Source organism: Flavobacterium sp. MR2016-29 (assembly GCF_015350695.1).
Classification (GTDB): domain Bacteria; phylum Bacteroidota; class Bacteroidia; order Flavobacteriales; family Flavobacteriaceae; genus Flavobacterium.
This window is the reverse complement of record NZ_JADKPU010000008.1, coordinates 38,259-53,517: the sequence shown is the minus strand read 5'-3', so window position 1 is coordinate 53,517 and position 15,259 is coordinate 38,259. Positions and strand designations below refer to the sequence as shown.

General features: G+C 34.4%; 7 protein-coding genes. All 7 read left to right on the top strand.

What is annotated here, in order from left to right:
* The first annotated feature begins 38 nt into the window (after positions 1–38).
* The 7 genes from IR010_RS16340 (at position 39) to IR010_RS16310 (ending at position 15,146) form a co-directional block, all read left to right on the top strand.
* Positions 39–4,130, top strand: a complete 4,092-nt coding sequence (locus IR010_RS16340; protein WP_194605399.1) for a two-component regulator propeller domain-containing protein — start codon at positions 39–41, stop codon at positions 4,128–4,130.
* Positions 4,131–4,344: 214 nt separating this feature from the next.
* On the top strand, positions 4,345–7,347 hold the full coding sequence (locus IR010_RS16335; protein WP_194605397.1) for a SusC/RagA family TonB-linked outer membrane protein: 3,003 nt from the start codon (positions 4,345–4,347) through the stop codon (positions 7,345–7,347).
* A gap of 26 nt (positions 7,348–7,373) precedes the next feature.
* The gene (locus tag IR010_RS16330; RefSeq protein ID WP_194605394.1) at positions 7,374–8,891 is read left to right on the top strand and encodes a RagB/SusD family nutrient uptake outer membrane protein; all 1,518 of its coding nucleotides are present in this window, start codon (positions 7,374–7,376) and stop codon (positions 8,889–8,891) included.
* Between the two features lie 17 nt (positions 8,892–8,908).
* Complete coding sequence (locus tag IR010_RS16325; protein WP_194605391.1) at positions 8,909–10,075, top strand: glycoside hydrolase family 88 protein; 1,167 nt, start codon at positions 8,909–8,911, stop codon at positions 10,073–10,075.
* Positions 10,076–10,150: 75 nt separating this feature from the next.
* A complete protein-coding gene (locus IR010_RS16320; RefSeq protein ID WP_194605388.1) occupies positions 10,151–12,568 on the top strand; it encodes a glycoside hydrolase family 2 protein in 2,418 nt (805 codons plus the stop codon).
* 137 nt (positions 12,569–12,705) lie between these two features.
* Entirely contained in the window at positions 12,706–14,523 is a 1,818-nt protein-coding gene (locus IR010_RS16315; RefSeq protein WP_194605384.1) for a glycoside hydrolase family 2 protein, read from the top strand.
* A 59-nt stretch (positions 14,524–14,582) separates the two neighbouring features.
* Complete coding sequence (locus IR010_RS16310) at positions 14,583–15,146, top strand: DUF2911 domain-containing protein (RefSeq protein WP_029272571.1); 564 nt, start codon at positions 14,583–14,585, stop codon at positions 15,144–15,146.
* The last annotated feature ends 113 nt before the right edge of the window (positions 15,147–15,259 follow it).

The window sequence follows — 15,259 nt, the reverse complement described above, 5'->3', positions numbered from 1 at the left end:
TTTGAACCTTTGCCTCTTTGAACCTTAAAAAAAACGCTATGAAATACAAAATAGCTTTTCTCACAATTCTGTTTGTTTTCGGAAATATATTTTCCCAAAATAAATATCGGCTTAAAAATATTTCTACTGCTGATGGACTTTCGCAGAGTTCTGTTATTGCTATACATCAGGATAAATTTGGCCAGATGTGGTTTGGTACGCGTGACGGTCTAAATAAATATGACGGAAGCAAATTCACCATTTTCAGAAATGATGTGACAAATAAACATTCGATCAGCAACAACGATATTTTATCGATTGAGGAAGATAATTCAGGAAAAATTTGGGTTGGAACTTACAATGGGCTAAACTGTTACGATCCTGTTCAGAATACATTTACAAGATATCTTCATACCAAAACCAATCATACCATAAGCAGTAACGCCATTTGGTCTATAAAGGAAATTGGCAATGAAATGTGGTTTGGAACTTCAAAAGGATTAACAATTTACAACAAAAAAAACAGCAAATTCACTTCTATTTTTCATTCGGATACAGACGCTTCTACTCTGCCTAGCAATAATATCATTACAATCTTAAAAACAAAAAAAGGCGAAATCTGGATTGGAACTACAAAAGGATTATGTAAGCTTCTCAGCAGAAAAAACGGAAAATTTATCTTCAAAAACCACCTTTTAAATCCTGTTGATGAGCTAAATGTTCAGGCAATTGCCGAAGATACTTCAGGGAATTTATGGATCGGGACAAAAAATAAAGGCCTTTTAAAATTCGATAAAACTTCTAATCAATTCGTCTCTTTTTTATCCGATGAAAAATATCGCGAAATCAATACTGATATTCGTTCATTGGCAATTGACAGTCAGGGTTCTTTATGGATTGGTGCTTATGACGGAATCTACATTTTAGGCAAAGACAAAAGCCTGCAAAAAATAAACAACAGCAACAACAGTAACGGAATCGACAAAGTAAAATCTGTTTTTATTGATCAAAAAGGTTCGGTTTGGATTGGATGCTATTATAAAGGGGTTAATATTTGGGATATTTCGAATGTCAATTTTTCTAATTATAATCAGAATTCGAAAAAAATTCCGATGAGTTTTGATGTCGTAAGTTCGATTATTGCTGATAAAAATCAGAACATTTATTTTGGAACAGAAGGCGGCGGCATCACTGTTTATAATAAGAATAGTGAAACTACAAGTTATATCAACAGCAAAAGCGGTCAGACTACAAAAAATGATATTAAATCAATGTGTCTTGCAGAAGACATTTTATGGATTGGAACTTTTTCGAAAGGTTTGTCTGCTTACAATACTATTTCTAAAAGAATTGAAGACAACAGAATTGGTTCTGATTTAAATGCCTTATTAAAAGAATCCGGTGTTTATTCTATTAAATCAGAAAAAAATGGCATTCTCTGGATTGGTACTTTTGGCAAAGGATTAATTCGTTACGATACCATTGCTAAAACTTTTCAAGTTATTGGCAATGATGCTGCTAAACCTAATTTCTTAACCAATAATATTATCCGAACCATTTTAGTAGATCAAAAAAATGGTATCTGGGTTGGAACTCAAAACGGTCTAAATTTTATTCCGAGTAATAATTTTAGTCCAAATAATTATTCCATTAAACATTACTTTTTTGATAGTTCTTCTTTATCTGGTGATGATATTTTGACTTTGTTTCAAGACAGCCACAAGAAAATTTGGGTTGGCACCAAAGCGAAAGGGCTTCATTATTATGATGGGAAAAAATTCAATAAAATTAATTTAAGAGTTGGAAATACGGTTATTACATCTATACATTCGATACTCGAAGATGACGATAAAAACCTATGGATCAGTACGAATCAGGGAATTATAAAATACAGTACCACTCAAAAAACCGTTGTTATTTATGACCAGAAAGATGGTTTGGCGAGTAATGAATTCAATGATAATTCGGCGTTAAAACTCGATTCAAATAAGTTTTATTTTGGAAGCCCGTCTGGCGCAACTTATTTTGATGCCAAGAAAATTTCCATAAATCAATATGCACCGCAGGTTTTAATCACTAATCTGAAAATCAAAAATGAAACGATCAACGCAAATGATGCAGCTGAGATTTTAGAAAAAAGCATTGGCTACACCAAAACCATTACGCTTGATTACGATAAAGCCAATTTTTCAATAGATTTTGCGATTCCAAATTACATTCGATCAAAAAACAATCAATACAGTTACCGCTTGACGGGATTGGAAAACAATTGGACCATTACTAAAAATACGGAAGCTATTTTTGCCATTCAAAATCCGGGAACTTATGTTTTTGAAGTTCGAGGAGCCAATAATGACGGTGTTTGGAATAAGGTGCCAACAACTTTAACAGTGATTGTAAATCCAGCTCCTTGGCGCAGTATTTGGGCTTTTTTATTGTATGGAATTTTAATTGGGCTCGGATTGTACGGTTTAATTTGGATTATGAAATCAAAAGCCAGGCTTAAACAAAAATTGGAATTGGAGTATTTAGAAACCAAACGAATTGAAGAAAACAATTTAGCAAAACTTGACTTTTTTACCAATATCTCGCATGAATTCAGAACACCTTTAACACTGATTTTAGGTCCATTACAACAGATTTTAGCCGATTATAACGGAACCAATGAAATGTATAAAAAGCTTTTGGTTATTGAAGGAAGTGCCAATCATCTTTTAAGTCTCATTAACCGTTTAATGGATTTTAGAAAATTAGAAAATCATCAAGTGAAACTCGAATCAGCAAAGGGAAATATTGTAAAATTTACTAAAGAAATCTTTTTGTCTTTTATTGAATATGCAAAAGACGGCGGTTACACTTATACTTTTGAATCATCTGAAGAAGAAATTCTGGTTTATTTTGATCGATACAAATTAGAGCGTGTTTTTTACAATCTGATTTCAAATGCTTTTAGATATACGCCAAAAGGCGGCAAAATCCATCTTAAAATATCGCACGACAGCGAAAATATTTTTATTGCTATTGAGGATTCTGGAGTTGGAATTGCTGCAGAGCATATAGATAAAATTTTTGATTTGTTTTTTGAAGTTCCGATGCACAACAATGTTCAGAAAAACTATAATAAAGGAACTGGAATTGGTTTGTCAATTGTAAAAAACATTGTGAAACTACATAAGGGAAACATTGAAGTAACCAATAAAGAAAAGGCAGGGGTTGTTTTTAAAGTGACACTTCCGCTGGGCAGAGAACATCTTTTAGACAGTGAAATTATTCAAGATTTTAAAATCAGTGATGATATTGTTCAATACACTTCTCAATTAGAAACTTCGGAAATTTCAGAACCTGAAGACATTAATGATTTTGTAGTTAATGAAGAAAAACAGACTATTTTGATTGTTGAAGATCATAAAGTACTTCGTTCATTTATGAAAAATCTTCTCAAAAAAGAATACAATATTATTGAAGCCGAAAACGGGAAAATTGCCTACGACAAAGCGATAAAACATATTCCAAATTTAATTATCAGCGACGTTATTATGCCAGAAATGGTGGGAACAGAGCTTTGTTCTAAAATTAAAGAAAATCTCAAAACAAGTCATATTCCGGTTATATTACTGACTTCGAGATCATCTTTGGTTTATAAATTTGAAGGACTCGAAAGCGGTGCCGATGATTACATCAGTAAACCTTTCAATTTAATTGAATTTAAACTTCGCGTAAAAAATCTTTTAAATTCAACCGAAAGACTCAAAAACAAATTTACAAGCGAGGATAATTTTATTCCGTCAGAAATCACGGTTTCTTCTTTAGACGAAGATTTGCTGAAAAAAGCATTTAAAATTGTCGAAGAAAATATTTCAAACGAGCAATTTGATATTCCGTTTTTCTGTTCAGAATTAGGCGTAAGCCGTACGATGTTATTTCTAAAAATCAAAGCTTGGACGAATTATACACCAAACGAATTTATTCATGAAATACGATTAAAACGTGCTGCTCAATTATTAGAACAAAATAAATTAAACGTTTCTGAAATCAGTTATAAAGTGGGTTTCAACAATCCAAAATACTTCAGCAAATGCTTTCAGAAAAAGTACGGAGAAACGCCGTCACAATTTGCTGACAAATTTTTCAAATCTTCAGAAGTTTTTTAAATAATCTGCATTTTTAAACGCTTTAAAAAAGGGTATCTGTATTTTTAGATACCCTTTTTTGTATTTCTATATCGGTTTCGCCTGATACATTTGTGGTATGAAAATCAAAAAAACAAAATTCATACTACTGCAAATTCTATTTGTGATAGTCATAATAGGAATGAGTTTATTGCTTTTTTATTTTATCTAACATTAACCTTAAACCAAAAAATGAATGTTTACAAACCAAAAAATCAAATCGCTTAAATGGTGTTTGCTGGCGGCCTTTTTACTGGCAAATATTGTGATGAATGCACAGGAACGAAAAGTTACAGGAAAAGTAACTTCTAGTGAAGATTTGCTCGGGCTTCCTGGTGCCAATGTTTATATTAAAGGATCTTCAGTTGGAGCATCTGCAGACATGGACGGGAATTATACTGTTATAGTTTCTGAGAAAAACGCAGTATTGGTTTTCAACTTTGTGGGATATCAAACGGTAGAAATTCCGGTTGGAAATAAAACCACCGTAAATGTCAGTTTAAAGCCAGACACCAAAAATCTTGACGAAGTAATTGTTGTGGGTTACGGTACGCGTAAAAAAAGTGACATTACAGGTTCAGTTTCATCTGTAACTGCAAAAGAGTTAACGGCTTATCCTTTATTAAATGCAGAACAGGCTTTGCAAGGCCGTGCTGCAGGGGTTTCAGTACAAACTAATAATGGCGGCGAGCCTGGTGCTCCGGTAAAAATCAGAGTTCGTGGAGGAACCTCAATTAATGCCAGCGGAGATGCCCTTATTGTTGTTGATGGTTTTGCAGGGGTTTCGATGCCCGCGCCACAAGATATTGCTTCTATTGAAGTTTTAAAAGATGCTTCTGCAACGGCAATTTATGGATCGAGAGGTTCGAATGGCGTTATTATGGTTACAACTAAAAAAGGCAAAGCAGGAAAACCAGTAATCGAATTCAGCAATTCAACTTCGGTACAATCTGTAAACAATAAATTACATTTATTAAACGCAGATCAGTTTGTGGCATATAGAAAAAGCTTTACCACACATACAGCGGCTGGATTTAATACAGATTGGCAAGATGTAATTTACCGTGACGGAATGATTTCGAACAGTCAATTATCATTTTCGGGAGGATCAGAAAAAGTGAGGTATTATGTTTCTGGAAATTATTTTAATCAAAATGGAGTTGTAATAAATTCAGGAATTGATAAATATTCAATTGTAAGCAATTTGGAAGCTGATTTATCTGATAAGTTTAAAGTGGGTTTGAATTTATTTCAAAGCAAACAAAACAAAGATGGAATCATAAGCCAGACTGGAGCTGGAGGAACTGGCGCAGCGGGCGTAATTGCAGCGGCGTACCGATTTATGCCAGATAAAGGAATTTACAATGCAGACGGAAGTTACACCTCTACAGCTCCAATTGGAGATGATATCGACAATCCGTACGCAACCGCAATGGAAAATATTTTAGAAACGGTTTCTATCGTAAACAGATCTAATTTCTTTGCACAATATAAAATCACAAATGATCTTGATTTTAAAACAACTTTAGGATTAAACGAAACAAATTCTCAAACCGGTAGATATATTCCATCTACTTTAATTGCTGGAAAAACAATTAAAGGAGAAGCTTCTGTAAGCAACAATAGATTTTCTTCTTTCTTGACAGAGAATTATTTGACTTATAAAAAAGAAATTATCGAAAAAGGAATTTTGACAGTTCTTGGAGGTTATTCCTATCAAAAAAATAAAAGCGAATCATCTTCTGCAGCTTCAAGAGGATTTTTGACGAATACCAATTCGTATCACAATTTAGGAGCCGGAACAGTGTATTTAAAACCCGATTCTTCTTTATCTGAAACCGAATTAATTTCTGCTTTCGGAAGATTGAACTTTGATTACGACGATAAATATTTATTGACTTTTACTGCCAGACGCGATGGCTCTTCAAGTTTTAGTAAAAATTACAAATACGGAACTTTTCCTTCGGGAGCAATTGGCTGGAATATCGCAAAAGAAAACTTCTTGAAAGACAGCAAAACAGTTTCAAATCTTAAATTGAGAGCAAGTTATGGTGCAACCGGAAATCCATCAATTGGCGCCTACTCTACTTTATCAAGATTCTCTGAAATTTATGATGTGAGCGGCGACGTTATTGTAAATGCGGTGCAGTTGACCTCTTTGGATAATCCGAATTTAAAATGGGAAACTTCATATCAGCAGGATTACGGAATTGATTTGGGTTTATTTGATAACAGAATCAGCCTTACTGCAGATTATTACAAAACAATTACCAAAGATTTATTGTTTAACAGACCATTGCCAGGAGTTTCTGGAATTGCTTCTCAGCTTCAAAACGTTGGACAATTAGAAAACAAAGGATGGGAATTGGGCATTAATACTAAAAACTTTACTGGACCTGATTTTACTTGGTCAACAAATTTCAACATCTCCTCTAACAAAAATAAAGTATTGAAATTAGCTGATAATAAAGACTTGTTGATTAACTCTGCACCAGGGCATTTCCTTGCAACAGAATCTCAAATTTTAAGAGTTGGACAGCCAGTGGGATCATTTTTCGGATTTATTTATGATGGCGTAATTCAACAAGGAGAAACAGTTCTTCCGGGTAATTTTGAAACTGCTCCAGGCGGCGAAAAATTTAAAGATGTAAATGGCGACGGAAAACTAGATTCTAATGATAAAACAATTATCGGAAATCCAAATCCGGATTTCATATTTGGCTTGAACAATGATTTCACTTATAAAAATTTAGACTTAAATATCTTCTTTCAAGGTTCAGAAGGAAATCAAATCTTGAACTATACTTTGATGGAATTGGCTTCTGGGAACAACAATGCTACAACAGAAGTTCTAGACGCTTGGACACCAACAAATACAGATACAAATGTTCCGGCAAATGCTGCAAGAACAAAAAGAATTACATCAAGGTTTGTGTACGATGCTAGTTATATCCGTCTAAAAAACATCTCTATTGGTTATAGTTTAGATGAAAAATTTGTTTCGAAAATGGGATTAAGCAAAGTTCGTTTTTACATCAGTGCACAAAACTTATGGACCATTACAGATTATCCAGGTTCTGACCCAGAAACCAATTATCTGAACGATACAAACGCCAGAAGCAACACCAACTTAGGTTTAGATTATGGAAGTTACCCGAATGTGAGAACATTTACAATGGGTTTTAACTTAAAATTTTAGTTTAAAAAATCAAATATTATCTACACATGAAAAAATATATAGCTTTTCTTTTCTTAGGAATGTTCGCTTTAGGATGTTCAGATTTAGAAGAACATCCGGTAGGAATTATTCGTCCTGACAATTTCTTTAATAATACAGATGATTTGCAAGCTGCGGTAAACGGAGCTTTTGCCAACATCGCACACAATAATTATTGGGGACGAGAATTTACAATTGCCTTAATGCTTCGTGATGACATGTCTGACATTGGCGACAGAACAACTCAAGCCGCACGTATAGATGTGAACGACATGAGTATGAACGATACAAACGCGCTTGTTGCTAACTTTTGGCCTCAATCTTATGTTATCATTACAGCAGCAAATCAGGCAATCGAAGGCGCGAAAAAAACGCCAGGAGATCCCGCAAAAGTAAACGCAATTGTAGCTCAGGCTTATTTTGCAAGAGCTTTTACGTACTATCATTTGGTACGTCTTTTTGGAGATATTCCATACATTGATTTTGTTGTAAACGATGTTTCGCAGGTAAATGCTTTAAGCAGGACTAAAGAAGCAGATGTTTATCCAAAAATTATAGCCGATTTAGAATTTGCAAAGCAATGGCTTGAAGACAAACCAAAAGTAAAGGCTGTTCCTGGAAAAGGTACAGCTGCAGGTTATTTGGCTTCTGTTTATTTAACTTTAGGAAATTATCAAAAAGCATATGATGAAGCAAAATATGTAATTACAAACGAAGCAAAATTTGGTTTAGGTTTAGATGCTGATTTTCAGGATTTATTTAACGCTACAAAAACAGTAGCTTTAAAAGAACCTTTGTTTACAATCGATTTCAACAACTTAGTTTCAGGAAATTACGGTCAAGACTATACCGCTTTTTTTACTGGATCACTTAAAGATGACAGTTACAGTTATGGACAAGGTTTTTCTGTTGCGGTTCCGTCCTTAAAAGTTTTTAACACTTGGGATCAGAGAGATTACAGAAGAGCCGTAAGTTTTGATACAATTATTAGAAAGAAAACGGGTCCAGGCGGTGCATTGCAAATTTATCCTTCAAGCGATAACGAAAAAGCGCCTCGTCCGCATATTGCGAAATATTATCGTTTTCCGGGTAAAGCTGGTGCAAACGGAAGAACTTCGCAGCACAATTACATTACAATGCGTTATGCCGAAGTTTTATTGACAGCAGCAGAAGCATTAAACGAAATTACGCCCGGAACAACAGAAGCCGATGGTTATGTAAATCGAGTTCGTGCTAGAGCCAGAAACAAAGCTGGAAAATTAGTTTCGTTTCCTGCAAACGTAACGCCAGGTTTATCAAAAGCCGATTTTAAAAAAATGGTTATTGAAGAAAGACGATTAGAATTTGCTTTTGAATATATCAGATGGTATGATATCAAAAGATTGAAAAACGGCCCGGAAGTTTTTGGTCCAAACGGATTAGAACCGCACGCCAATTTTGATCCGGCAAAAGATTATCTTTTTCCATTGCCAGGAACTGAATTGGCAATCAATCCAAATTTAAAACCAAATAATCCTGGTTACTAAACATTAGATTAATTAGTATGAATAAAGTTAGTTTTTTTACTTTAATTCTTGGGTTTGCACTGCTGGCAACAGCGTGCAAATCCAGAATTAATTCCCAAAATATTTCTGCATCAAAACTTCTGGAAAACCGCTATAAAATGCTATTGGAATATCCTGTAGATTCTTTGTCAATGCCTAGAAGTATGACTACCAAAACAAATTCAATTAAAAAAGTTCCTTCAAAAGACTGGACAAGCGGTTTTTTTGCTGGAAATCTTTGGCAATTATATCGTTTGACTGGAAATCCTCAATACAAAGAACAAGCAGCAAAATGGACAGCTTTCAGCAAAAAAGAAAGCGTTAACAATAATTCGCACGATGTTGGTTTTAAAGTGTTTTGCAGTTTTGGAGAAGCGCTGAAAGTGGAAAACAAGCAAGAATACAAAGATGTGATTATTAAAGGCGCAGAAACTTTATGTACAAGATTTGATCCAAAAGTGAGTGCAATTCGGTCTTGGGATTTCAACAGGGAAATTTGGGATTATCCTGTTATTATTGACAATATGATGAATTTAGAATTGCTTTTTGAAGCTTCTAAATTATCTGGAAATAAAAAGTTTAGAGATATCGCCATTAAACATGCCAATACCACTTTAAAAAATCAATTTAGGGATGACAACAGCTGTTATCATGTTGTTGATTACAATCCTGTTTCTGGAGCTGTGAGAAAGAAAACTACACTTCAGGGTTTTAATGACGATTCAGTTTGGGCACGCGGACAGGCTTGGGCAGTTTATGGTTTTACCATGTCGTACCGATATACCAAAGATGAGGCTTACATAAAACAAGCCGAAGCTACTGCGAAGTTTTTTATGACCAATAAAAATTTGCCTGAAGACGGAGTTCCGTATTGGGATTTTAAAGATCCCAGCATTCCAAATGCACCGCGCGATGTTTCTGCTGCAACGGTTATGGCTTCCGCATTATACGAACTTTATAGTTATACAAAGAATAAAAGTTATTTGGCTTTCGCCGATAAAATAATTGCGACTTTAAATTCGGATAAATACATTTTAGACGCTAAAATTAATGCACCATTTATTCTGGATCACAGTACCGGAAACTGGCCAAAACACGACGAAATTGACGAACCAATTATCTATGCTGATTATTATTTTTTGGAAGCATTGCTAAGAAAAAAGTAACAAAGGCACAGAGGTACAAAGCAACAAAGGTTTTCAGCCTCTGTACCTGAGAACCTAAAAAAAGCTTTATAATTTATGAAAAAACAACTTTACAGCTATAAGCCATTTTCTAAAATAGTAACTCTAATTTTCTTTCTTTTTTGTCTGAACAGCAGTTTTGCTCAGACGAAAACAAACATCAATGAAAACTGGCTGTATTTAGAAAATAATACACCAAACCTTGATCAAGCAAAAAAAGCAAAAAACTGGACTGAATTAAATCTGCCGCACACTTGGAATGCCGAAGATGCAACCGATTTAAATCCGGGTTACAGACGCGACGCAAGCTGGTATCAAAAGAAACTTAATATTTCGAAAATAGATCAAAATCAACGTTATTATTTATATTTTGAAGGTTCTAACGTAACTACAAAAGTGTATGTTAATGATAAGGATGCCGATGGACATATTGGTGGATATATTGGTTTTACGATTGATATTACAAACTTTATTAAAGAAGGAAACAACGAAATTTTTGTTCGGGTTGATAACAGTTATGATATCGAAATTATTCCGTCTCAAAAAAGTGATTTCTTTATTTATGGCGGCATCACGCGTGATGTCTGGCTTATTTCGAAATATAAAAGTCATATCGAGAATTTAAAAATTACAACGCCGGAAGTCTCGGCTAAAAAAGCTTCTTTAAATATAATGGCAGAAACAGCAAATCCTGAAAATTCAAAAAATTTATCGCTGACTGTAATTCTCAAAAATCCGAAAGGAAAAAAAGTAGCAAGCAAAACCGTTTTTGTTTCGAATAAAATTTCAAGAATAACTTTCGAAAACATTAAAAATCCAGAATTATGGGATACTCAAAAACCAAATTTATATAGTGTATCTGCTTTTTTATCAGAGAACAGCCAAATCAAAGACAGCGTATCTGAAAAAGTTGGTTTTAGATGGTTTGAGTTTAAAGATCACGGTCCGTTTTATTTGAACGGAAAACGATTATTGCTTCGCGGCACTCATCGTCATGAAGAACAAGCCGGAGTTGGCGCTGCAATGAGCAATGCGCAACATTGGGCTGATATGAAATCTATAAAAAATATGGGTGCTAACTTTGTTCGTTTGGCACATTACCCGCAAGATCCTGAAATTTACAAAGCTTGTGATGAATTGGGTTTATTGGTTTGGGATGAATTGCCTTGGTGCAGAGGCGGTATTGGAGATGAACTTTGGCAGACAAACACAAAAAATATGCTGCGCGAAATCATCAATCAAAATTTCAATCATCCGAGCATTATTATTTGGTCTTTGGGTAATGAAATGAACTGGCTTCCAGATTTTCCTGACGGAGATAATACAGATAAAACCAATGTGTTTTTGACCGAATTAAACGATATTGCTCATAAACTTGATCCAACGCGAAAAACAGCGATTCGTAAATATTACGAAGGTTCGCAGATTGTCGATGTCTTCTCTCCTTCTATCTGGTCGGGCTGGTATTCTGGAAGTTACAAAAGCTATCAAAAAGCAATCGACCTATACAAAAAAGAATACAAACATTTTATTCATGCCGAATATGGCGGCGACAGTCATGTTGGGCGTCACAGTGAAAATCCGGTAACGGGCGAAAATATTATAAAGGCAGAAGGCTGGGAAGAAGCAATTGTTCAGACAAAAGTTGCAAATATTGCTCAAATTGGCGATTGGAGCGAAAATTATATCGTTGATTTATTCGATTGGCATTTGCATATATCCGAGAATGACCCAACGTTTGTGGGCAATGTACAATGGGCATTTAAGGATTTTGCAACGCCTTTGCGACCAGAAGATGATATTCCGTACATGAATCAAAAAGGACTTGTAGACCGAAACGGAAATCCGAAAGATGCATACTATGTTTTTAAAAGTTATTGGAGCGATGAACCTTTCACTTATATCGAATCGCATACTTGGACAGAACGCCAAGGACCAGAAAATACTCCCAGAACTATTAGTGTTTTCAGTAATTGTGATCGAGTTACATTATATCATCAAGGTAAAACGCTTGGAGAAAAAAAGAGAAATCTTTCATTATATCCAGCAAATGGCTTAACTTGGGATGTTAATTTTTCTAAAGGTGAGAATATTTTAATTGCGATAGGAGAATCTAAAGACGGAAAAACAGTTTCAGACACTATAAAAGTGAACTATCGCTTTACTAAAAATGAAGCGGCAACTTCACTGCAATTATCTTCTGAAAAATTAAAAAACGGCCATTACCTGGTTACCGCAATTGCTATTGACAATAATAATTTACGTTGCTTGGATTATGAAGAAAGTGTCTATTTTCAATGTCTTAAAGGCGGGAAAACCATGAAAAATCAAGGAACTCCGACAGGAAGTGAATCGATTAAAATGGCAAATGGAAAAGCCTCGATTGAAGTTGTTCCAGATGGATCAAATACACCCATTGAAATGACAGCTTTGAATCAGAGTTTTAAAGGGGAATATTTGAAGATTGAACCTTAATCTAACCGCAAAGTTCGCAAAGAAACGATCGCAAGGCACACAAATCTTTGCATTTAACTTTGCGAACCTTGCGTAAACCTTAGCGCGCATTGCGGTTAAAGCATCATTTGACTATAATATAACAAATATACAAACTAATGAAAAAACTAATAACCACATTACTCCTAACCTTTTCCCTTTTCGGATTTGCGCAAAATCAAAACTTGATTTCAAATGTTCCCAATAGAAATACAACTTCACTAAACGGTGTTTGGAATTACATTGTTGACCCTTATGAAACGGGCTATTACAGCTTTCATCATGATGTATACGACAAACAGGCAAAACCGTCAAATGCTGCATATTTTAATAATTATCACGCAGTAAATAAACAGGAATTGGTTGAATATGATTTTGATAAATCTCCAAAAATTAACATTCCTGGCGATTTTACTTCACAGATTCCGGAACTCAAATATTACGAAGGAAATGTTTGGTTCAAAAAATCATTCGATTATAATTTAAAGGCAGGAAAACGCCTTTTTGTTTATTTGGGAGCAATCAATTATAAAGCTGATATTTATTTGAATGGAAAAAAATTAGGAACTCACATTGGAGGTTTTACCCCCTTTAATTATGAAGTTACTTCGATTGTAAAGCCAAAAGATAATTATTTAGTTATTAAAGTGGATAATACACGCCACAAGGAAGATGTTCCGACAATTAATACCGATTGGTGGAATTATGGCGGAATTACGCGCGATGTGACTTTGATTGAAGAAGAAGCTTCGTTTATTGAAGATTATAACATTCAACTTAAAAAGAACAATCCAAGTTTGATTTCTGGATTTATCAAAATCAATACTCCAGATCAAAATCAAAATCAGGTGTCAATTTCTATTCCCGAATTAAAAATTAATTATAAAGGAAAAGTTGGTGCTGACGGAATTTTAAACTTCGAAATTCCAGCTAAGAAAATCTCATATTGGTCGCCAGAAAATCCCAAATTATATGATGTAACAATTGATTATAACGGACAAAAATTAAAAGATAATATTGGTTTTAGAACAATTGAAACTAAAGAAGACAAAATACTATTAAACGGAAAACCAATTTTTTTAAGAGGAATTTCGATTCACGAAGAAAATGCAAAAGGCGGACGCGCTAATTCTGAAGAAGATGCATTACGCTTGTTAAACTGGGCAAAAGAATTGGGCTGTAATTATGTTCGTCTGGCACATTATCCACATAACGAAAACATTATCAGAACAGCTGATAAAATGGGATTAATGGTTTGGGAGGAAATTCCGGTATATTGGACAGTAGAATTTACTAATAAAGATACCTATCAAAATGCTCAAGATCAATTGACTGCTGCAGTGACAAGAGACAAAAACAGAGCTTGTATTATTATTTGGTCAATGGCAAATGAAACGCCAATTTCTGATGCTCGAAATTTATTCATTAAAAATTTAGTAGATCATACGAAATCTTTAGACAATACCCGATTAATTAGTGCGGCTTTATTAACACAAAGCGGTGTTGACGGATTTGGAACTATTAATGATGCAATTGGCGAATATTTAGATATTATTTCGTTTAATCAGTATTTAGGCTGGTACGGCGGAAATCTTGAAGATGCTGAAAAAATCTTCTGGAGAACCAAGTACAACAAACCCGTTATAGTTTCTGAATTTGGAGGCGATGCCAAACAAGGCTTGCACGGAGAAAAAAATGAACGCTGGACCGAAGAATTTCAAGAATATTTATACATTCAAAATTTGAAGATGATTGAAAAAATTCCGCACTTGAGTGGATTAAGTCCTTGGATTTTAGTTGATTTCAGGTCACCGCGACGTTTGCTTCCGGGAATTCAGGACGAATATAACCGTAAAGGATTAATCTCAAATGACGGAAATAAAAAGAAAGCTTTTTATATTATGCAGGATTGGTACGCAAAGAAGAAAAAAGAATAATAATTGTATGATTTCTCTTTGTTATTCTCTTACTTTGTGTATTCCAAATAAATTATCCTATGAAAAAATTTAGTTTACTGGCAGTTATTTTTTTAGTTGCCATTTCGGTTAAAGCACAAGACGTAGTAAAATTTGCTCCGTTAGATGCAAGTCCAGTTGATATTTCTTATTTCCCAAGCAGATCGGTTAAATTCAAAAAAACGGACACTCCTTCTCCTTCAATTAAAGTTACTTATGCAAGACCTTCAGCAAAAGGACGTGTTGTTTTTGGAGAACTGCTGAAGTTTGGTGAAGTTTGGAGAGTTGGTGCAAATGAAAATACAGAGATCAAATTTTACAAACCTGCAACGATTAATGGTGTAGCAATTCCTGTGGGAACTTACAGCTTATTTGCTATTCCAGAAAAAGACAAATGGACGATCATTATCAACAAAGAACTTGATATGTGGGGAGCTTACGCTTATGACGAAAGCAAAGACTTAGTTAGAGTATCAGTTCCTGTAAAACCAGTTTCTACTGCTATTGAAGCTTTGTCAATTGCTTTTACAACTCAAGGTACAGTAACCAATTTAGTTATTGGATGGGACAAAACAACTGTTGAATTGCCTATTACGATTAAATAATACTTTCGAGTATTTAAAAAGCAGAAAGCTGTCTCTTATGAGACGGCTTTTTTTTATTAAGGTAATTAAAAAATACATCGATAAGGGCTTTGCAATTACAAGATAAACTAAAT

Excerpts from the sequence above, each read along its gene's own strand:
- IR010_RS16340 (WP_194605399.1), top strand. The coding sequence starts at position 39 with ATGAAATACAAAATAGCTTTTCTCACAATTCTGTTTGTTTTCGGAAAT.
- IR010_RS16335 (WP_194605397.1), top strand. The coding sequence starts at position 4,345 with ATGTTTACAAACCAAAAAATCAAATCGCTTAAATGGTGTTTGCTGGCG.
- IR010_RS16330 (WP_194605394.1), top strand. The coding sequence starts at position 7,374 with ATGAAAAAATATATAGCTTTTCTTTTCTTAGGAATGTTCGCTTTAGGA.
- IR010_RS16325 (WP_194605391.1), top strand. The coding sequence starts at position 8,909 with ATGAATAAAGTTAGTTTTTTTACTTTAATTCTTGGGTTTGCACTGCTG.
- IR010_RS16320 (WP_194605388.1), top strand. The coding sequence starts at position 10,151 with ATGAAAAAACAACTTTACAGCTATAAGCCATTTTCTAAAATAGTAACT.
- IR010_RS16315 (WP_194605384.1), top strand. The coding sequence starts at position 12,706 with ATGAAAAAACTAATAACCACATTACTCCTAACCTTTTCCCTTTTCGGA.
- IR010_RS16310 (WP_029272571.1), top strand. The coding sequence starts at position 14,583 with ATGAAAAAATTTAGTTTACTGGCAGTTATTTTTTTAGTTGCCATTTCG.